Below are 21,182 nucleotides of genomic sequence, written 5' to 3' on the forward strand. Positions count from 1 at the left end.
CGAAAGGACTAGACATTTCGTAATCATCATACCTTCATCAGTAATGTTATTAATCTTGCCACTAATAATTGCTATAGAATCTTTTGCATCTTCTCTTGAGCTTTTACAAAGCCTAGTTCTATAACTTTGTTTTATATTGTTGTCTAATAAATCGGTAGTTCAAAAAAGGATTCCTACCATCTACGGAAACCAGGTCTAAAGCCGGGGAAAAACGGTCTTCCTGGGAAGAATGGGCTTATTGGAAAAAACGGGCTTATTGGAAAAAATGGGCTAACAGGGAAAAACGGTCTTCCTGGGAAGAATGGGCTCCCTGGGAAAAAGGGTCTTCCGAATTGGCCCATACCTGGAGAAAATCGGCGTCCGTCATTAAAACGCATTGGATTTACCATTTTTATAACTCCCTTCAATTGATATAGTATAGGCTATGTTCAATCAATGAAGTGGCTTAGACTAAGACACAGGTTTGGGATTCTATTTCAGCGTAAAAAAGTCAAATATATTACCGAGAAAGAGTGGACATTTCATAAAAGTTCTGCCAAGGATTAAGCGATAGACCTCTCACATTGGAACTCTTATGGTGACGATTTATTGGTGTGCCAATATATCTTCAATCAAAAATGCGATATAGAGATTTGTTTTTGTAAATGGATTACTTAGGTCCATATCTAAAAGCGTCTCTATTTTTTTTAGTTTATAAAGTACTGTGTTGCGATGAATAAATAGTCGTTCACTTATCCTACGAGTACTACCATTCTCCTCGAGAAAAATGCGTGAAAATTGTACATAATCTGTATTATGCAATTCATCATAGTGATAAAGCTGACCTAAAATATCTTGGCTATATGATTTGATCAATGTTTGATTTTGCACAGCCATAATAATTTTGTAGGCACCAATTTCTTTATATTTATATAGGAAGCGGTTGTTATGAAGCTTTGCTAATTGGATTACTGTTAATGACTCATCATAGCTTTTGCGAACATTTTCAAGCTCTTTATGAAAATTTCCTTTACCAATAATAATATCTAAGTAACCATTTTTTTGTGTAATTTTATCGTAAATTTCTTCAACAATTTTTGAGAAGGGAGTATTAGGTGTATTGATTTGTGCTTTGTCGATTAAAAAGATGAGGTGATTTTTATGCTTTAGTTTTAAGAAGCGTTTATATCTATTTTGAAATGCAAATTGGATCATGACCTCGTAACGGTCAATGTTAGCTTGTACATTATTTGTTGTACATGAAATGATGGCTAGTTCTCTACTTTGTGGAAATCCTAGTAGTGTTAATTGATCCTTAATATAGTTGGCGTTTTGTTTGTAGTGAAAAAGTAAGTTATAAAGAACCTTTTCTTCGATAGACAGCTCTTGATGGTGATTGGCAATAAATTGAAATGTTGTTTTTAATAGATCGGCTATTCGATAATTCCATGGCATGAGAAAAATAGGGAAATCATGTTCGTTAGCAAAAGAGATGACTGAATCTGGTATATTTGGAATATAAGGACCAGTATTAATAATGAAACCTGCTACTTTTTTAGAGAAAGCTAGTTTTACAAGCTGCTCTAAGGAATCTCCATCAGAAGATAAATTAATACCTGTAGTCACGACTAATTCATTAGGTCTACAAAACATAATTAAATCGATGCTTTCTACTACGTTAATCCCTGTAACTCTTCGATACGTTCCGTTATGTCCAGCTACTAATGTTAGCATTGGGAATTGAACTCCCTCTACAATTTTGCGAATTGTCCCCATTTCTTCCCCCCTTATTATGAACATAACTTACCATATATTATGTGCAGATGCACATATTTTTTTAGTTTGCTAGCTATATCTCAACATTTTTATCTTTTATAGAATGTGAATAACTACTGTGAAAGAGAGGAATTGCATATGTATAAGTGTAATAGTAGACGATTGCAAGAGTTAATTGAACAATTTAGTCAATTTGGAGCTACCGAAAATGGTGGTGTAACTCGTTTGTCTCTTTCGAATGAGGATGTATTAGCAAGAAACTATTTTTGTGAGTGTTGTGATGAATTAGGAATGGACATTAAAGTCGATGATATGGGCAATATTTATGCTATTCTCCCTGGGAAAAAGGATGTCCCTCCAATTGTTATGGGGTCACATTTAGATTCCGTTGAAAAGGGTGGGAAATTTGATGGTGTACTAGGCGTTTTAACGGCTATAGAAGCCATTAGGACATTAAAGGAAAACGAGATTGAACTAGATATCCCTATAATGATTATTAATTTTACGAATGAAGAAGGTGCTCGTTTTGATCCAGCAATGATGAGCTCTGGTGTCATTTCATCTAAATTTGAAAAAGAAAAAATGCTGCAATCTGTCGACAAGTATGGCACTAGTTTCAAAGAAGCACTGCAAGCAAGTGGGTATGAAGGAGATCAAGAAAATCGTTTAAAGGAAGCTCTTGCTTATATCGAATTGCATATTGAGCAAGGACCCGTTCTGGAGGCGAAGCAACTTGAAATAGGAGTTGTTGAAGGTGTATTAGGAATGGTTTGCTATGAAATTACGGTTACAGGGCAGTCCAATCATGCTGGAACGACACCGATGACAATGCGTCAAGATCCGATGATCGTAACTTCAAAAATCATTGCGCATTTACATGAAGAGCTCGGAAAAATTGATGAACAGTTAGTATTTACCTTTGGCCGAATGAATGTATCTCCCAATATCCATACCGTTATACCGAACAAAGTGACGTTTACGATTGATTCACGTCATCAAAAACCAGAGATTATGCAAAAAGTTGAAGATATACTGGATCATCTTCCTACAGAGGATATGGGCTGTAATATTAAGCCGCTTAAGCTTTGGGGGAGAGATACAGTTTATTTTGATACTCATATTTGTAATGAAGTGGCAAGGGCTTGTCAGAGCTTCGGCTATACTGCTCATCGAATGTTTAGCGGAGCGGGACATGATGCGCAATATATGGCAAGTATTGTTCCATCAGCAATGATTTTTGTTCCTAGTATTAATGGTAAGAGTCATTGTGAAGAAGAGGAAACAACATTTGAGGATTGTGCGAAAGGTGCAGATGTATTACTTGAAACAGTGTTGACGCTGCAAACAAAGTTCAGTATGGGGGAGACCTACACGTTACATTAAGGTAGGTTTTATGAATTAATTGAGCGTTCTCCATTATTTTACGAAGGGTGAGGGGCAGAATGAAAAAAATTATTAAAGGTGGACGAGTAGCAACAGCTGCAGATGTTTTTGAGGCAGATATTTTAATTGAAAACGGAAAAATTGTTCAAATAGGTAAAGATTTATCCGAAGTGGGCGCAGAAATTATTGATGCTACGGGTAAAATCGTGATGCCAGGTGGGATTGATCCGCATACTCATTTAGATATGCCATTTAACAATACTGTGACTGATGATGATTGGAAATCTGGTACCATTGCAGCGGCTTTTGGAGGAACGACTACTATTTTGGACTTCTGCTTAACGGCTGGCGAAGAAAAACTTTCAGCTGCAGTTGAAAAGTGGCATGGCAAGGCGAAGGGGAAATCAGCTATCGACTATGGATTCCACTTAATGATTGGTGATTTAACGCCTGAAACAGAAGCTGAATTGCCGCAAATTTTAGAGCAGGAGGGCATTACTTCTGTAAAGGTGTTTATGGCTTATGCGAAAGAATTTCAAGCAACCGATCGCACCCTTTTTAAAGCTTTTAAAATAGCAAAGGACCTCGGTGCTGTTGTTATGGTGCACTGTGAAAATGGTTCTGTTATTGATGAGCTTGTGGAAGAGGCGCGACGTGCAGGTCATAAGGAGCCGATTTATCATGCGCTCACTCGCCCAGCTGAATTAGAAGGTGAAGCGACAAAACGTGCGATCGAGTTAGCCCATATTGCTGACGCTACCCTTTATGTAGTACATGTAACTTGTAAGGAGGCAGTAGATGAGATCATTGCTGCGCGTGAAAAGGGTTATAACGTCTACGGTGAAACATGTCCACCATATTTAACTTTGGATCAATCTGCTTTGGCACAACCTGGTTTTGAAGGGGCAAAATATGTTTGGTCCCCACCACTTCGCCCGAAATACCATCAGGCTCATTTATGGAATGCTCTAAAAGCAAAACAACTACAAACAATTGGCTCTGATCAATGCTCGTTTAGTTTCAAAGGTAAAAAACAGTTAGGATTAAATGATTTTTCTAAAATTCCTAACGGTGGGCCTTTTATCGAAGACCGTTTCAGCATTTTATATTCAGAAGGTGTAGCAAAAGGAAAAATTTCTATCAATGAGTTTGTCGATATGATTTCCACAAGTGCAGCAAAAATATTTGGCTTATTCCCACAAAAAGGAACGATTGCAATCGGTTCTGATGCCGATATCGTTATTTTTGATCCAGAGGTAAAACGAGAAATTTCGGCTAAAACCCATCATATGAACGTTGATTATAACCCATATGAAGGATGGGAAGTAACAGGTGAACCAGTAAGTGTACTAGTTCGTGGGGAATATGTCATTAAAAATAAAGAATTTGTTGGTGTACTAGGTAGTGGACAATATATAAAACGCCCATTAAAAACAACTGCTGCAGAAGCACTTAATATTTAGCTTATGACCGATTGCTTTGGTGGAGAACAGAGCAATCGGTCTCGTAATATCTTCATTTAGCTACTGAAGACTATCTTCTTTTAATGATGGTGGGTTGAATGTTGAATTTAGCTCTTTGAAGGAAAAAATGAACACATGAGGGGGATGTGGAAATGGTTCTGAATCAAGAAAAAACAATGTCCCAACAGTTAAAACGTAATTTTATGGAATTGACTAGCAGGATGACAAAGAATGAGGCAATTGAGGAATCAAATCGCTGCCTTTATTGCTACGATGCACCATGTATTAAAGCTTGTCCAACGAGTATTCAAATCCCAAATTTCATAAAAAAAATTGCTTCTGGTAATATGAAGGGCTCTGCTACGACTATATTAGAAGCAAATCCAATTGGTGCAAGCTGTGCAAGGGTTTGTCCAACGGAAGAGTTATGTGAAGGGGCGTGTGTGTTAAATTCCTCAACAAAGCCAATTAAAATTGGAGAGCTACAGCGCTATGCAACAGATTGGGCAATGGAAACGAATGCACAGCTATTTAAGCAAGGGCAAAGTAATGGGCAAAAGGTAGCGATTATTGGTGCAGGTCCCGCTGGTTTATCGGCTGCTCGTGAACTAAGTCGTTTTGGCTATCATGTCACAATCTATGAGGCTGAAGCAAAAGCTGGTGGTTTAGGTAATTATGGTATTGTGTCGTTCCGTTTACCGAATGAAGTCGTTGATTGGGAAATTGAACAGATTGAAAAGCTTGGCGTAGAAATCAAAACAAACACAACTGTCGGCGTTGATATTTCTGCTGAAGAGATCTTGGAGCAATACGACAGTGTTATTTTAGCAGTCGGTATGGGAGCTGTTCCGAATCTAGGCATTGAAGGAGAAGGCTTAGAAGGTGTACATGATGCGATAGAGTTTGTCAGAAAGACAAAAATGGGACCGCTTACACAAGATATTGTTGGGAAGCGAGTAGCTGTCATTGGTGCTGGTAATACCGCGATTGATGGTGCTACATGTGCAATGCGTTTAGGTGCTGACAATGTTCAAATTCTTTACAGAAGAACACAAAAAGAAATGACTGCGTACAAATTTGAATATGAATTTGCCAAGCAGGATGGTGTGGAGTTTAAGTGGCTGACAGCACCGAAAAAAATTGTCGGTAATGAGTCAGATGAGGTTGTAGGTATTGAATGTGTGAAAATGAAGCTCGGTGAAGCGGGTGCTGATGGTCGACAAAGGCCTGAAGAGGTGGAGGGCTCCAATTTTATTATTGAAGTGGATACTGTTATAAAGGCAATTGGGCAAACACGTTTTGTGTCACTGATTGAAGCTTTTGGGCTCCAGCATACAAATGGCGTTGTCGATATTGATGAAACGACAATGCAAACTTCGAATGACCAAGTATTTGCATGTGGAGATGTCGTCTTCGGAAATGGCCAGGGCGAGGCGATGGTTGTAACAGCTGTACAGCAAGGAAAAGACGCAGCATACAAGATCCATGAACGTTTAAGAAAACCAAGTGAGATTGCATAAGGGAGGAACTAATATGGCAGACTTACGCATTGACTTAGCGGGCATCAAATCGCCGAACCCATTTTGGCTAGCATCAGCACCACCAACGAATTCAGGCTATCAAGTACAACGCGCATTTGAAGCGGGGTGGGGCGGTGCCGTTTGGAAAACGTTGGGAGATCCGATTCTAAATGTTTCTTCACGCTTTGCAGCTGTTAGCTTTAACGGACAAAGAGTAGCGGGCTTCAATAATATTGAACTGATTACGGATCGTCCGCTAGAGGTAAATTTAAAAGAAATTTATGAAACGAAGAAAAGGTTTCCAGATCACGCGATAATCGCTTCCTTAATGGTGGAGCCAAAGCAAGAAAAATGGCATGAGATTGTTAAACGAGTCGAAGATGTGGGTGTTGATGGTCTTGAGCTTAACTTTGGGTGTCCACATGGGATGGCAGAACGAGGAATGGGCTCTGCCTCTGGTCAAGTACCTGAATTGGTGGAAAAGCAAACGTATTGGGTGAAAGAGGCAGCAAAAACACCGGTAATAGTGAAGCTAACGCCAAACATTACCGACATAACGGTAACAGCAGAAGCGGCCACAAGAGGTGGAGCAGATGCGATTAGTATGATTAATACGATTAACAGCTTAGCGGGTGTTGACTTAGATACATGGAATACAGTGCCTCATGTAGCAGGAAAGGGTGCGCATGGTGGCTATTGCGGTCCTGCCGTTAAACCAATTGCACTTAATATGGTTGCAGAATGTGCTCGTAATCCATTAATCAATGTTCCGATTTCGGGCATTGGTGGTATTTCCAACTGGCAAGATGCTGCCGAGTTTATATTAATGGGAGCAACGGGCGTACAAGTTTGTACAGCAGCGATGCATCACGGTTTTAGTATCGTTGAGGATATGATTGATGGACTGGGTAACTATTTAGATGATAAAGGGATTGCCTCAGTTATGGATTTAGTAGGTCGCTCAGTTTCTAGATATTCTAATTGGGGCGACTTAGATTTAAACTATAAAATCGTAGCTGAAATTAATAATGATGTTTGCATTAACTGTAACAAGTGCCATATTGCATGTGAGGACACATCGCATCAATGTATCGATTTATATACAGAAGATGGTCGCCCGATGCTGAAAGTTCGAGAAGAGGACTGTGTAGGTTGTAATTTATGCTCAATTGTATGTCCTGCAGAGGGTGCTATTACAATGGTTGAACGTCCATCTACAGTTCCACCTATGACTTGGAATGAACGTCAAACTCTGATTAGTAGTCTATCTAAGTAAACCTCTAAAATCAATTTCGCCTTTGCGTAATTGTGTTCGGTGGCTAAATCTTCATTCGTATGTGCTGGGACACTAACTAAATGGAGCCATATCTTTATTCATCTCATTACCTTCTAAGGTGGGTGTACTTTGCCGAATGAAGATAACTGAAATTCCATCTTCCTTTAGCGTCGTTGAAGGAATGAATAACCTCATGTAAGTTGTCACGGAAATTTGATAAAAGAAGGAGAGATTAGATGGAACGTGAAGGGAATTATTTAAAATCCCCAGATTTACTTCCAGTGACACATCAACAAAGAAATATTGGAACATTTGGTTTTGCAGTAATTTGGATAGGTATGGCAATTGTATTAGCTGCTTTTGCAATTGGTGGCTCGGCAATCATAAACTTGCCGTTGCCGATGGTGATTTTAGCAACGTTGATTGGCTCTTGTTTAATCGGTGTATTTATGACGTTAATTGGTGATATAGGCATTGAACATGGCTTATCATTCCCGGTATATATGCGTGCTCCATTCGGTACATTTGGCACACATATCCCGTCACTTGTCCGCGGTGTAACGGCTGCATGTTGGTTTGGTCTGAACACTTATTTCGGTGCATTAGCTATAAACGGTATTTTAAATTTACTTTTTAATTTTAATAATTGGTTTATTTGTTTCATTGTCTTTGCAGCACTTCAGTTATTTAATACATCACTAGGTATTAAGTCTATTGAACGCTTTGCAGATTTGGCAGCACCAGTAATTATTTTAATTTCATGCTGGATGTATTATACACTGGCAGATACTGCGGTAGCACAAGGGAAAAATATTTGGACGTGGGTGGAAGCGCCAACAACAGGTTTCACGGCCTTCACTGCATTTATGGTAGTGATTATGGCAAATATGGGCTTTTGGTCGACGCTAGCAGCCGACATGCCTTCACTTTCACGCTTCTTTAAAGCACCAAAAAATGAACGCAATTGGTTCAAACGCAATAAAACACAGCTGGTTGGCTCGTTAATAGTTATGCCGATTACAAATACTTTCATTGTGACAATTGGTGCGGTTTGCTATATGGCTGTTGCCTCAGCTGATCCAATCAATGCATTACAGCAAAGTGCAAGCGGCTTTATTTTAGGCATTTTACTGTTAATGATTGTGTTAGCACAATGGTCAACTAACACCTCTGCAAATGTTATTCCAGCGGCAACGATCTTCTCAAATATTGGTGGTCCAAAAGTGCCGTTTTGGGTTGGGGTTGTTATTGCAGGAATCATTGGTATCCTAGCACAGCCTTGGAGTTTATTTGATGTGTTAGTCAATGCACTTTTAATTATCGGAGGAATTCTAACAGCCATCGTTGGTATTTTATATGCTGATTATTATTTAATCCGTAAGCGCCGAGTGCATGTAAAAGCACTGTATGAATTAGATGGCCAATTTAAATATTGGAACGGCTTTAACTTAGCTGGTTTAATTGCTTGGATTATCGGTGGTGCAGTAGCAAATATATTCTCCACTTATTCTTCATTAGTAGGCTTTTTTGTAGGGGCACTTGTATATTATGTACTAGCGAAATATTGGTGGTTCAAAAAATACCCTCAAGCTGAACTTGAAGATCCAAGTGATGCAAAATATTTAGGAATTACAGCTGGTCACAATTTGGATGAACTATTTGGGCAGCAACAAATGCCAACTCTAACGGTTGTTCCAGATGAAGATGACATCGTTGAACAACCAGATCCGCTGTTAGAAATCAAAGGTGCTGAATAAAAAATAAACACCAAGATATTCACAGAAAAGGTGAGGTGATTGCATGTCAGAACATCAACAAAGTACAGAGGAAATAAAAAAAGTAGATCAGTATTTAGATAGTGGCTTTAAAATCAAATATGTTTATGAAAATCTAAGTGGAATGTTTGTAGAATTTGCCCGTCAAGAAGAAGTTATTCTGATGCAAATTCTAACAGCAGATGCACGCAAATACTTCTCTGCAAAGCTCCAAGAACAGACGTTATTGCAATAACAAAAATAACTCTATTCCATTTATTGCCTTACATGATGGAATAGAGTTATTTTACGTAATAAAATAGGTTTTCACTCTAAGTTAGTTGGTTTATTGGTGGATAGAACAGCAAAAGTCGTGGATAGATCCGTCAAAAACGTGGATAGAACAGCCGAAGTCGTGGATAGAACCGTCAAAATCGTGGATAGAGTCGTCAAATTGATGGATAGAACAGCCAAAGCGGAAAGAACCGCCGAAGTGACGGATAGAACAGTCAAGGCGACGGAAAGAACAGCTGAAGTGACGGAAAGAACAGCTGAAGTGACGGAAGGAACAGCTGAAGTGACGGAAAGAACCATCAAAGCGACGGATAGAACAGGCAAAGCGGAAAGAACAGCCGAAGTGACGGATGGAACCCTCAAAGCGACGGAAAGAATCCCGAAAATCGATGATAGAACAGCTAATAGCGACGAATAGTACCTCCAAAATGCCCCCGGAACCCTAGTCGTATTGCCTTAATTTATGTTTTTCCTAAAAATACAATTGTGTTTTTCTGCAGAATTTATTATTATTATAAAATAATTCATCGTAGAAAGAACTTTGAAAAGAGGCGTAATTTGTGGCAAATAAAGAGTTAAATAGGGGATTAGATGCACGTCATATCCAAATGATTGCTCTTGGAGGTACTATTGGCGTAGGTTTGTTTATGGGGTCCGCTAGTGCCATTCAGTGGACAGGGCCTTCCGTGCTCCTTGCATATGGTATAGCAGGAATATTTATTTTCTTCATTATGCGAGCAATGGGAGAAATGCTTTATATGGAGCCAAGTACAGGTTCCTTTGCAACATTTGGCTATAAATATATACATCCATTAGCTGGTTATTTAACGGCGTGGAGTAACTGGTTTCAGTGGGTTATTGTTGGGATGTCAGAGATTATAGCGGTAGGGACTTATATGCAATACTGGTATCCTGATTTACCGGCATGGATTCCAGGATTAATTGCTATGATTATTTTAGGTGTTGCCAACTTTATTTCTGTTAAAACTTTTGGAGAATTTGAGTTTTGGTTTGCCATGATTAAAATTGTAACGATTGTTTTAATGATTGTTGCAGGCTTTGGGCTTATTTTCTTTGGGATTGGTAATGAAGGCGTGGCAATCGGATTATCGAACCTTTGGAATCATGGAGGTTTCTTTACAGGCGGCTGGACAGGTTTCTTCTTTGCGTTATCATTAGTAGTTGCAGCCTATCAAGGTGTTGAGCTTATTGGGATTACTGCAGGAGAAGCGAAAAATCCTCAAAAAACGATTACGAATGCGATTCAAAGTGTTATTTGGCGTATTTTAATATTTTATATCGGAGCAATCTTTGTCATTGTAACAGTTTATCCGTGGGATGAATTAGGTACGATTGGTAGCCCATTTGTTGCAACTTTTGCAAAGGTTGGAATTACCGCTGCGGCAGGAATTATTAATTTTGTTGTTATTACAGCGGCAATGTCAGGCTGTAATAGTGGAATTTATAGTGCGGGACGTATGCTGTATACGCTTGCCATGAATGGACAAGCACCTAAATTTTTTGCGAAGCTTTCTAGAAATGGTGTTCCAATATTCGGTACAGCAGGTGTGCTAGTTGGTTTGTTCATCGGCGTTATTTTAAGTTATGTTGCGCCAGGAAATTTATTTGTATATGTGTACAGTGCAAGTGTATTACCAGGGATGGTGCCATGGTTTATTATTTTAATCAGTCAAATACGATTTAGAAAAATAAAAGGTGAACAACTTTCCAAGCATCCATTCAAAATGCCTTTAACACCATTTACAAACTATTTAACGATTGCCTTTTTAATAATGGTGCTAATCGGTATGTGGATTAATGATGATACGAGAGTTTCTCTAATTGTGGGAATTATTTTCTTAGTTCTTGTGATTATGAGCTATTATGTTTTTAGAATTGGAAAAGATCGTCCAGTTAATAAATAATGAAATGTTAAAAGGGTGTATTTCTCTACTATGAGATACATCCTTTTTACTTTTTTGATAGAGATATTGTTTTTCAATACAACAAAAGGGACACTCCATTAATAATTGGATTGTCCCTTTCAATTATTGTTCTTTTCGCATAATAAAGCTTAAATGTCTGCCAGCCTGTTTATCTTGGCGGTAGGAAAAACCATCTGGGCTGAGAAATGTGCACGTTGAATCAATCAATATTTGCTTTGAAGGGATACCTACAAGCTCACATTGTTTTTTGACAGTTTGTTGATTATCGATATGATATTTATTTGTTTCTGCATTGTAATACATAAAGTCTTCAGCATAGCCTAGATTGTGGAATTTCTCATAAACATCTGCATCCACCTCAAACTTTTGCTGACTGAGTGCCATACCGATTTGTACGTGAAAATCTTGAGGACTACAATGCTCCTGTTTCATCAAATGTTGGAAAAGCTTTAATGTAACTTCCTTGACAGTCCCTTGCCATCCTGAATGTACCACACCAATAAGACCGTTGACTTCATTATAAAAAATGACAGGTACACAATCTGCTGTAAAACTACATAAAAGTAAATTTGGTTCTACTGTATAAAGTGCATCGGTATTACTAATGGCATTGTCCATCTTTTCAGCGCCAAGTCCTTTATCAGAAATCGTGACTTTATGGAAATTAGCACTATGTGTTTGTTGCGTGCAAATAAAATCATGTATGTCACAATGCAAAGTAGTTGCCAGTTTTTTTCGATTTTCTAGCACATCAGCTTCATGTACACATGTATGCAATGCCATATTGTTTTGTTCTAATTCAATATCATCTTTTAAAGTAGTGCCTGCGATAAATTGGTCATTGTCAAAATAAATTTTAGTTTTCATATCATCACCTCGTTTTACTATATATGATTGGTTCCTGAATGTATAGGCGCTTACTCTTAAGATTTTTAAGAGCCTAGCTATACAAACCTTTGACATAAATAATAGATTTTTTCACATATAGTATCGAAGAATCATTATTAAGAGGAAGGAGTTTGTATACATGACGCAAGAAAAATTCCTACTGATTTGTCAATTAGGAATGGGGTTATTTTGGATTATTACATACATACTAATCATCAAACAAGGATTACAGGATAAGCGATATGGGATGCCCATGGTTGCAATTTGTGCAAATATTTCATGGGAATTTATCTTTTCATTTATGTATCCACAAAACGACTTGCAAAGGATTATTACGTTTGCATGGTTTCTTTTGGACATTTTTATTATGATGCAATTTTTACATTATGGTCATAAGGAATATAAAAAGATAGTTCCAAGGAAAATATTTTATTCATCTTTTTTGATCACACTAGTAGTAAGCTTTTTTACGATTTTAGCAGTAATGCATGAATTTAATGATCTAGCAGGCAAGTATGCAGCATTTATACAGAATTTGATGATGTCAGGATTGTTTATTGCTTTGTTTTTACAAAGAGGGAACTTAAGTGGCCAATCAATGGGCATCGCTGTTTGTAAAATGATTGGAACGATGTTTGCTGCAGTTGGTTTCTATATGTATTTTAGAACACCGTTGATTACTGTTATTTCGCTTGCGACCCTTATTTATGATTGGCTTTATATCGTATTAATTTATAGATTTTATGTGAAATATGCTAATTCACCTTCATTTCAAAAATAAATAAAAATGATGAAATGAAACACACTATCAACAATACACGAATAAGATGTCTCTGTAGTATGACGATAGGGTAGGTGTTTTATTTGAAAAAGAAGTGGATGACCACATTATGTATTATTTGTACGATTGGGCTAGTTGGCTGTCAGGTGAAATCTGCGGATGAGAAAAAGCAAGAACAACCAATTCAAGAGTCAGAGAGAAAAGCTGAGGATTTAAAAAAGCCCGTTGCCATTGAACAACAACAAACAGAATCTGTCGTTGTTGAAATTGTAGACCCTTCTACAAAAGCTATTATCCAAATAATTTCGCCGAAAGAAATGGGCTATGAACGTGATAAACAATCGTATACAAAGCAAATTGAGCAATTAGCAAAAGAGTTGGCGAGAGGGAATGAAAAAACGGCAGGCTATGATAAGCGTATGATACTCGATAAGCTGGACGATCAAGGAAAACTAATGAAAGGTAGTCCTTTAATTGTTTTAAAAGAAAGTGAATTAGTAGATAGAATATTAGAAGCATCAGCTATTGGTGGTAAAGTGGAGATGCCTCTTTATATTACTGAAAGCGGATATTATTTAGAAGATATTCCTTTGTTAGAAAACGTAGTTGTTGCATCCTATACAACTTACTTCAATACCTATGATGTAGGCAGAAATAAAAATATTGAGCTTTCTGCGAAGGCAATCAATAATGTAATCGTTGGAAGTGGAGATTATTTCTCGTTCAATACAGTAGTTGGCCCTAGAGACGAAGCGAATGGTTATCAGCCCGCACCAGAAATCATCAACAAAAAGGTTGTGATGGGCATTGGGGGAGGTATTTGTCAAACGTCTTCTACCTTGTTTAACGCAGTTGATCAAATACCTGTAAAATTTGTAGAACGTCATCACCATTCTTTAGATGTAGGGTATGTTCCAAAAGGAAGAGACGCAACTGTTTCTTATGGTGGTTTAGATTTTAGATTCCACAATACTAGTGATGTACCATTTTTAATAAAAGCTAACTATAGTAAAAATTCTCTTACAGTTGAGGTAAGAACAGCAGAAAAATTTGTAGAAGTCTTGAAAAAGTCATAGTAATTTTAAAAGACACTTAAGCTAAAGGTGTCTTTTTTTTGGTGTCATGCTGTAGTTAAATTGAGGAATTTCAGTATAATCGTGTTATTGGAAAAGGGGAAAAATAATGCATCCAAAGCTACAAGCGATTCTATCGATTTTTACCAGGTAACATACCCAGAAGATGCTTGCATTATAGTTGCTGATCCTGTAGCCAAGTATCGTGGAACAACAACTGAAAAGTCTCTAAGCCTAGGAAAGTTTATGAGGGAAGAGCGAGGTTCTGAAGATTTTAGAATGGCGTATATTGTATCTGCACAGCCCATTTTTGATGGTGAGAAAGTAATCGGTGTGTTAAGTGCCATTATTTCGAATGAAAAAATGGACGGGATGCGATTATTAGCAACTGAGCTTTCGAGTTCTGTTGAAGAAATAACTGCAACGAATGAAGAGTTAGCAGTAGCAAGTGTAGATGTATCCAATCGCTTGGTGGAGCTTTCCAAGTTTTCAGAATCAATGACTGGCGATATTCAACAAATCAATACGATTGTTAATTTAGTAAAAGATTTGCTATAAAATCTAAAATTCTTGGATTAAATGCTTCTATCGAGGCTGCTCGTTCAGGGGAACATGGAAGGGGCTTTGCTGTAGTAGCATCTGAAATACAGAAAATATCGCAAAGTAGTACGGATAGTGCCGAAAGCATTACAAACCAATTAGAAAGCATTAAACAATCTATTGATCAAGTCAATGAATCTGCAAATCAAATCGCAACGTTTACCCAGCAATTTTCTGTGAGTATGCATGAATTAACCGATGCTTATAATGGAATTAATAGCGCAGCAGAAAAATTAATGCATATAAGCGAAGTAAAGGCTTAATAACTTCACGAAATTATGCCCAGGCATAATTGATAAGGATAATAGCAAATTAATCGCTATTATCCTCTTCGTCTAAATAATATTCAAAATTTCTTGTGGTGTAGCAACTTTATAATCGGGCTCCTCTTGTTGTACAATTTCAATAGAGTCATATCCCCAACCAACCCAAATAATAGGCACTCCCGCTTTTTTGCAGGCTGCGATATCTCTTTGTTCATCACCAATGTACAAAACTTCTGATGGTGTAATGCTTTTGTCCTTTAAAAATTTCTTAATCACTTTATCCTTTCCAAAAATTCGGTTTGAACAAAGAACATCTGACACACATTGAATGCCGTTCATTTTTAGAAATTCTAAAATGTTCTCCTGTGAATTGGAGGAAATGATAAGTATTTTATAGCCCCTTTTATCAATTTCCATTAGGACTTCCTTCATACCGTTATAAAGATGAACATCATTTAATGACTGACGATATAAGCGATAAAATTGAGGTAAAATCATCGGCAATTTATACATAGGAAAGTCAAATAATTTACTTCGTTCCGCTATAGATAATTTTTTTAATGATTCAATTTCCTTTAACTCTATTCCTTTAAATTTATATTTTTGCGCAATTGTATTCCAAGCTGATGCTAACACTGCCGTAGAATCTGCCAATGTTCCATCAAAATCAAAGATAATATATTTCATGTAAACTATCTCCTTTATAATCTAGTTGTAAAGACGTTTTTTATTTAAAAATGTTACTGCCTATACTTAAAAAAATGACATGATTATACAGGATATGAAACAGAGGAGTACAAATAACTCTAGATGAGCAATTTTTTCATTAAATTATCATAACGTGTGGTTGATTTCCGTTCCGACTGGGCGTTTTGACGCTGACGCTTCGCTTTCGCGCAGAGCAAAGCTTCCTGAAGGCGTCCGATGAGCCACTTGGGCCAACAGGGTTTTCGTCTGTGCGAAAGCATAGTGTCAACAACAAAAGGGTGTCATGAAGGCGTTATCGCAGGACGTGATAACGCCTTCGTTCCTCTATTGATTTTGAGTGGGGGTGGCATAAAAGTACCTGTCACCCGTTGGTATTAAAGCTGGGTGACAGGTACGACTATAATGAAGCATTTTCAGTTTTTTTTCGTTTTTTTATTAAATAATAGGCATTTACAGAGGAAGTAATAGGAATGATAAGTGCGATTCCAATACCTGCACAAAAAATCATAATAATTTCGGTGGCGAATATTTTAGAATTTATAATTTCGCTAATGGAATAAGATAAATCTTTAAACCATATGAGCAAGCTTAAATATCCACCAAAGAAAGCGAAAAATAATGTATTTGTATCTGTACCTAAAATGTCCTTTCCAATGCTTAAACCTGTTGTAAATAATTTTCTTCTGCTTATTAACGGGTTATGGTGAAGAATCTCATGCATGGAAGTGGCAATGGAAATGGCAACATCCAAAATCGCACCAATTGTACTCATAATAATAACGGAAGCTCCAATTTGTACAAAATTGACGCCAATATTAAGAGAGAATATGTTAATTTCTTCAACGGATTCTTCCCCAAATCCTCGAATCATTGATTTCTCCGTTACAAAAACAATGAAAAGTAATAAAACTACAATCGTAATCATCGTAGAAATAAAAGCGGTCATCGTTTTACTATTCATTTCATTAATAAAAAATAGGCTAATCCAACTTATGACGGTACAGGCAATAAGCGTTAATAAAACTGGACTATTCTTCGGATTGGTCATTAAAAAAATAGTAATAAAGAGTACCCCAAAGTTTAAAAATAAAGATAGAAAAGATTTCACTCCTTTTTTTCCACCAATAACGATCATCAATATGAATAAAATGGTCGTTAACCATACTAATACATTCATTATTTTGCCCTCTTTCGATTAATGAAAAAAATAGAAGTGTAAAGACTAATGGGAATCGTTAAGACAACACCAATCCCACCTGCTAGGGCACGAGCTAATTCTAACGAAAGGTTCATGGAAAGTGTTTGCCCTAATGGATAAGAATTTTTTAAATATAAAATTAACATAGGAATTGAGCCAGAAATATAAACGAAGAACAAAATACTTGTAATCGTTCCCATAACGTCTTTCCCGATATCCATTCCAGAAGTTCTTAAAGCTTGGTCAGAAATATCTTGGTTTTGCTCAAATAATGCGAACATAGAAGAAGCCATTGTTATGGAGACATCCATTACAGCCCCTAGTGCCCCAATAAATAACCCAGCCATAAATATCACTCGATAAGGTCGTGTTAAAAATTGCATTTCTTCATATCGAAGCCCATTCTCGGATGTAACCCACAGGACTAAAAAGCTAATTAATAACGAAATAAATGTTCCTAAAAGTGTTGCAACAATCGCTGCATATGTTTTTTCATTCAAGCCGTTAATGAGAATTAAAGAAATGATTGTAAATAAAAGAACACATACCCCACTTATAAATATCAAATTTATAATTGAATGCACATATAAATCCAAGGCGAAAGATAATACAAGGGAGTTTACAATTAAACTGATGATTGAAAATAATCCTTGTCTTTTACCAACAATCAGCAATGCAAAAATAAAAATCCACGCTACTATTAAGACGAACTGATCACGTTTCACGTCTAAAATAGTCCCAGTTAAATCTCCATTCTTGTCTGTACTTGCTTTAATGGAAACAAATAATTTATTGCCAACTTGATACTCTTGATCGAAGGCTCCGGATGCTGAATACTCATTTGTAAAATGAATAAGCTTACCCTTTTCTCCACCATTTTTTAATACAGCTGTAATAAGCTGAGTAGATAAATGATCATCATTTTCATACATATCCTTTACAGGATTCGATTCTGTTAATTCCGTTTTTATAACTTCTGCAATTGGACGATCATAAAATTCTTCGTTGTGATAAACGAAAAAAACAGAAACGATGAAGCAAATAGTAATAAAGGTATAAAATATAACTTTGTTATACGATTTTTTTTTCAAGATGTTTTGCAATAAAAAAACCTCCATTGAGGGAAGAGAATTTAATCCTATACGTTGTGTTCATTGTTAGAGTTGACACGAATAATGACTCACAATATTACTATAATTTTTTTGTCAAGCAGAGTAAAAAAAGTGCCATGTATAAAGAACGTGCTAATTGAAAAGAAGTTTCTTAATGAAATAATACGGCTAATGGCTTTTTAGCGACCTAAGTTAGTTATAGCATTATTAAATTAGTGTTATTCATTGATGTGAGTTTTAATTTTGCTTGGGAGCGGAAAAGCGGCTCGTCCTTGATTATAGCAGAAACCATCCTTTTCTATTTAAGTGGATAAAAATTTGATGAAGGAATTTGTGTTCTTTATAATATTGTGAGAGATTAGTAAGAACTATTGAATTCGCAAGGAGGTAAAAGTGATGAAAACTGTATTCGCAAAAGGCTTAACAGAAAAAGAGGTGAAATCTTACAGATTGCTTGGAGATTTGCTGTCAAAGGGGGAAGTCTGCCTTTTTTAAGCAAATTTCATATCGAAAACAGATTCCGGAAGCTTTTGCCTTCTTATTTTAACAATTGTAGTCAATAATTTTTGATGATCTTGTATAAATATATTTACGCATTGTAGCGCCGGTTCTGTCCGGCGCTTTTTTACGTTCCGTTGTGAAATATAAGAAATATTTCCCTATTTGTAGGGTTTTTTCGCACTTTTAAGGCGCCGTTCTTTCGGCGTCTTCTTTGTGTTTTAACTTTTTTCCGGCGGATGTCATGGAATCGGAAAGGAGTTCAATATAGGATGTTAGCTTAAAATCATCGCATCCATGCGATAAGTCCAAATTGTATTGTCTAGCTTCAATCCACTGTCTTGGCGCAAAGGTGAACCAGAAGAAGTAGCAGAAGCGGTCCTATTCTTAGCTTCAGATAAAGTAAGCTTCATGGCTGGAGCTACTGTCTCTGTTGACGGTAGTTTGACTGTATAAATTTCATTTTTCTTTGGCACAGCCACACCTTTGATCTTTATTAATGACCAAAGGTGGTGGCTGTTTTTATATCTTCATTTTAAGTAGTAACATTGAAAATGCAACGACAACGAAATTGATTTAGAGAAAAAAATTATTAAGAATTATCTGGATAATAAAATCAAATAGTGTTATCGTAAGAAATAGCTAAATAAAAATATCCTTCAGGGTAGGGTGAAATTCCCAATCGGCGGTGATGAAGCAATTCAAAGTCCGTGAGCGCAAGCTGATTTGGTGCAAATCCAAAACCGACAGTTATAGTCTGGATGGGAGAAGGGTAAAAGTAAGAGCTTTTTAAATTCGCTTGAGTTTATAAGGTTTATTTGATTATGCTTTTAACTACTTCCCATCGTTTAAGTTGGGAAGTTTTTTTATCTTCTTTCGGTAGGCGTTTAGACACCCACCGAAATAGAGGAACTCAGGCTAAGAACTTCACATCCTGTGAAAACGCCTGACCTAAAGCCTCCGGACACAATTACGCCAAGGCGAAGTTGATTTATTATTTAGCTAACAAATTGAATAGCAGTAGTTCTTCGGGGTAGGGTGAAATTCCCAATCGGCGGTGATGAAGTAATTCAAAGTCCGTGAGCGCAAGCTGATTTGGTGCAAATCCAAAACCGACAGTGATAGTCTGGATGGGAGAAGAACGATGAGATGGTAGCCTATGGAAAATTTTAATATCCTTAAGGTTTATTTGTCGACGTCTTATTTATATGAACTCCCAAACCCCTTTAATCTAAGGGTTTTTTTATTTGAACAGAAATTTTTGATTGAGGGAGGAGGTACATAGGGCTCCAAAAGTGGAAGAGTTAAGCTTAAACCAAAGAATAGAAGCGGGTGAAAAAATGTTTACAGGAATTATTGAGGATATTGGTACCGTAAAAACCTTGCAAAGCGATCGACAAAGTATGAAAATTACCGTTATTTCGAAGAAAATGGTAGAGGATGTAAAGCTCGGGGATAGTATAGCGGTCAATGGTGTATGTTTAACAGTCATATCTTTTAATGAACAGGAGCTTACGATGGATGTCATGCCTGAAACGGTAAAGGCAACAAATTTACAGCAGCTCGCAATTGGAGATCCGGTAAATTTAGAGCGCGCTATGTCAGCGAATGGGCGATTCGGTGGTCATTTTGTATCTGGGCATGTAGACGGAGTAGGGAAAATAGTACGCAAGCGGCCGTTAGCAAATGCAGTCTATATTGATATAGAACTATCAAAGGAGTTAACGAGTTTCTGTATTCCAAAGGGCTCCATCACAATTGACGGAACGAGCTTAACACTCTTTCATGTCGAGAAAAACGGTGTCACAGTATCGTTGATACCCCACACGTACAAGGAAACAATTTTAGGTATGAAGAAAATTGGTGATCTCGTCAATATAGAAACTGATTTAGTAGGAAAATACATTTTACATCAACTTAAGTATGGTCAGGAACCGCCGACCATTACAAAAGGCTTCTTAGCACAAAACGGTTTTTAATCAACAAGGAGGTGGCGAAATTGCTACATTCGATTGAAGAAGCAATTGAGGATTTAAAGCGAGGAAAGATAATTATTGTAGTAGATGACGAGGATCGGGAAAATGAAGGGGACTTACTAGCACTTGCGGAATTTATGACCCCTGAAACGATTAACTTTATGGCTACCTATGGAAGAGGTCTTATATGTACGCCCATTTCCCAGCAGCTCGCACAAAAATTAGCATTAAACCCTATGGTTAGTGTGAATACAGATAATCATCAAACAGCATTTACCGTTAGTATTGATCATGTTGACACAACAACTGGAATTAGCGCCTTTGAACGGGCAATGACTATACAGAAAATGCTCGAACCACAAGCAAAAGATGCGAATTTTCGTAAACCAGGCCATGTATTCCCACTAATAGCAAAGGAAAATGGAGTATTAGAGCGTAGGGGACATACGGAAGCTACAATAGATTTGGCAAAGCTTTGTAATAGCGTTCCTGCCGGAGTTATATGTGAGATTATGGGCGACGATGGCAAAATGCTACGCTTTAATGATCTCGTTAAATATGCAGCACAACATCATTTGAAAATGATTTCAATTGAAGCATTGGCAACATATCGTCAACAAATAATGGAAGAAAACACAGTGACTATATAAAAAGGCTTATCACCAAAAGTTGGGGGAAGTTCATTTTAAAA

General features: G+C 37.1%; 19 protein-coding genes, 1 pseudogene and 2 riboswitches. Of the genes and pseudogenes, 15 read left to right on the forward strand and 5 right to left on the reverse strand.

Annotated elements, in window-relative coordinates:
- Positions 1-585: 585 nt before the first annotated feature.
- Positions 586-1,755, reverse strand: a complete 1,170-nt coding sequence (locus tag B1B04_RS03505; protein ID WP_079559949.1) for a PucR family transcriptional regulator — start codon at positions 1,753-1,755, stop codon at positions 586-588.
- 138 nt (positions 1,756-1,893) lie between these two features.
- Here B1B04_RS03505 and B1B04_RS03510 point away from each other — a divergent pair, with 138 nt between their 5' ends.
- The 8 genes from B1B04_RS03510 (at position 1,894) to B1B04_RS03545 (ending at position 11,370) form a co-directional block, all read left to right on the forward strand.
- Positions 1,894-3,138: a Zn-dependent hydrolase gene (locus B1B04_RS03510; protein WP_079559950.1), complete on the forward strand. Its 1,245-nt coding sequence runs from the start codon at positions 1,894-1,896 to the stop codon at positions 3,136-3,138.
- A 59-nt stretch (positions 3,139-3,197) separates the two neighbouring features.
- The gene (gene hydA / locus B1B04_RS03515; protein ID WP_079559951.1) at positions 3,198-4,601 is read left to right on the forward strand and encodes a dihydropyrimidinase; all 1,404 of its coding nucleotides are present in this window, start codon (positions 3,198-3,200) and stop codon (positions 4,599-4,601) included.
- A gap of 152 nt (positions 4,602-4,753) precedes the next feature.
- A complete protein-coding gene (locus B1B04_RS03520; protein ID WP_079559952.1) occupies positions 4,754-6,121 on the forward strand; it encodes an NAD(P)-dependent oxidoreductase in 1,368 nt (455 codons plus the stop codon).
- Positions 6,122-6,134: 13 nt separating this feature from the next.
- Complete coding sequence (preA, locus tag B1B04_RS03525; protein ID WP_079559953.1) at positions 6,135-7,397, forward strand: NAD-dependent dihydropyrimidine dehydrogenase subunit PreA; 1,263 nt, start codon at positions 6,135-6,137, stop codon at positions 7,395-7,397.
- Positions 7,398-7,633: 236 nt separating this feature from the next.
- Complete coding sequence (locus tag B1B04_RS03530; RefSeq protein WP_079559954.1) at positions 7,634-9,154, forward strand: NCS1 family transporter; 1,521 nt, start codon at positions 7,634-7,636, stop codon at positions 9,152-9,154.
- A gap of 43 nt (positions 9,155-9,197) precedes the next feature.
- Positions 9,198-9,407 carry a hypothetical protein gene (locus B1B04_RS03535; protein ID WP_079559955.1) on the forward strand — a complete coding sequence of 70 codons (210 nt, stop codon included), beginning with the start codon at positions 9,198-9,200 and terminating at the stop codon, positions 9,405-9,407.
- 93 nt (positions 9,408-9,500) lie between these two features.
- Entirely contained in the window at positions 9,501-9,863 is a 363-nt protein-coding gene (locus tag B1B04_RS03540) for a hypothetical protein (protein WP_170938887.1), read from the forward strand.
- A 142-nt stretch (positions 9,864-10,005) separates the two neighbouring features.
- The gene (locus tag B1B04_RS03545; protein WP_079559957.1) at positions 10,006-11,370 is read left to right on the forward strand and encodes an amino acid permease; all 1,365 of its coding nucleotides are present in this window, start codon (positions 10,006-10,008) and stop codon (positions 11,368-11,370) included.
- 123 nt (positions 11,371-11,493) lie between these two features.
- On the opposite strand, the gene pgeF is transcribed toward B1B04_RS03545, so the two are convergent.
- Positions 11,494-12,258, reverse strand: a complete 765-nt coding sequence (pgeF, locus tag B1B04_RS03550) for a peptidoglycan editing factor PgeF (protein WP_079559958.1) — start codon at positions 12,256-12,258, stop codon at positions 11,494-11,496.
- Positions 12,259-12,418: 160 nt separating this feature from the next.
- On the opposite strand from pgeF, the gene B1B04_RS03555 reads away from it, so the two are divergent.
- The 4 genes from B1B04_RS03555 to B1B04_RS26020 all read left to right on the forward strand — a co-directional run bounded on the left by B1B04_RS03555 (position 12,419) and on the right by B1B04_RS26020 (position 14,996).
- Entirely contained in the window at positions 12,419-13,060 is a 642-nt protein-coding gene (locus tag B1B04_RS03555; protein ID WP_079559959.1) for a transmembrane-type terpene cyclase, read from the forward strand.
- Between the two features lie 83 nt (positions 13,061-13,143).
- Positions 13,144-14,136, forward strand: a complete 993-nt coding sequence (locus B1B04_RS03560; protein WP_079559960.1) for a VanW family protein — start codon at positions 13,144-13,146, stop codon at positions 14,134-14,136.
- Positions 14,137-14,217: 81 nt separating this feature from the next.
- The gene (locus tag B1B04_RS26015) at positions 14,218-14,691 is read left to right on the forward strand and encodes a hypothetical protein (protein ID WP_240518184.1); all 474 of its coding nucleotides are present in this window, start codon (positions 14,218-14,220) and stop codon (positions 14,689-14,691) included.
- 29 nt (positions 14,692-14,720) lie between these two features.
- Positions 14,721-14,996: a methyl-accepting chemotaxis protein gene (locus B1B04_RS26020; protein ID WP_240518217.1), complete on the forward strand. Its 276-nt coding sequence runs from the start codon at positions 14,721-14,723 to the stop codon at positions 14,994-14,996.
- 72 nt (positions 14,997-15,068) lie between these two features.
- Here B1B04_RS26020 and B1B04_RS03570 read toward each other — a convergent pair whose 3' ends face one another.
- The 3 genes from B1B04_RS03570 to B1B04_RS03580 all read right to left on the reverse strand — a co-directional run bounded on the left by B1B04_RS03570 (position 15,069) and on the right by B1B04_RS03580 (position 18,023).
- On the reverse strand, positions 15,069-15,686 hold the full coding sequence (locus tag B1B04_RS03570; RefSeq protein ID WP_079559961.1) for an HAD-IA family hydrolase: 618 nt from the start codon (positions 15,684-15,686) through the stop codon (positions 15,069-15,071).
- 418 nt (positions 15,687-16,104) lie between these two features.
- Positions 16,105-16,884, reverse strand: a complete 780-nt coding sequence (locus B1B04_RS03575; RefSeq protein WP_079559962.1) for a YibE/F family protein — start codon at positions 16,882-16,884, stop codon at positions 16,105-16,107.
- Positions 16,884-18,023: a YibE/F family protein gene (locus B1B04_RS03580; RefSeq protein WP_079559963.1), complete on the reverse strand. Its 1,140-nt coding sequence runs from the start codon at positions 18,021-18,023 to the stop codon at positions 16,884-16,886. The genes B1B04_RS03575 and B1B04_RS03580 overlap by 1 nt, the downstream gene beginning before the upstream one ends.
- A gap of 837 nt (positions 18,024-18,860) precedes the next feature.
- Between B1B04_RS03580 and B1B04_RS03585 the strand changes: the two are divergent.
- The 3 genes and pseudogenes from B1B04_RS03585 to ribB form a co-directional block, all read left to right on the forward strand.
- Positions 18,861-18,971: pseudogene (locus B1B04_RS03585) on the forward strand (SDR family oxidoreductase); the annotation flags it as partial.
- A 195-nt stretch (positions 18,972-19,166) separates the two neighbouring features.
- A riboswitch (FMN riboswitch) is annotated at positions 19,167-19,292 on the forward strand.
- 243 nt (positions 19,293-19,535) lie between these two features.
- Positions 19,536-19,661, forward strand: a riboswitch (FMN riboswitch).
- A 194-nt stretch (positions 19,662-19,855) separates the two neighbouring features.
- The gene (ribE, locus tag B1B04_RS03590) at positions 19,856-20,494 is read left to right on the forward strand and encodes a riboflavin synthase (protein WP_079560353.1); all 639 of its coding nucleotides are present in this window, start codon (positions 19,856-19,858) and stop codon (positions 20,492-20,494) included.
- Positions 20,495-20,505: 11 nt separating this feature from the next.
- The gene (ribB, locus tag B1B04_RS03595) at positions 20,506-21,141 is read left to right on the forward strand and encodes a 3,4-dihydroxy-2-butanone-4-phosphate synthase (protein ID WP_276207736.1); all 636 of its coding nucleotides are present in this window, start codon (positions 20,506-20,508) and stop codon (positions 21,139-21,141) included.
- The last annotated feature ends 41 nt before the right edge of the window (positions 21,142-21,182 follow it).

It is taken from the genome of Lysinibacillus sp. KCTC 33748 (assembly GCF_002237755.1).
Taxonomy (GTDB): Bacteria; Bacillota; Bacilli; order Bacillales_A; family Planococcaceae; genus Lysinibacillus.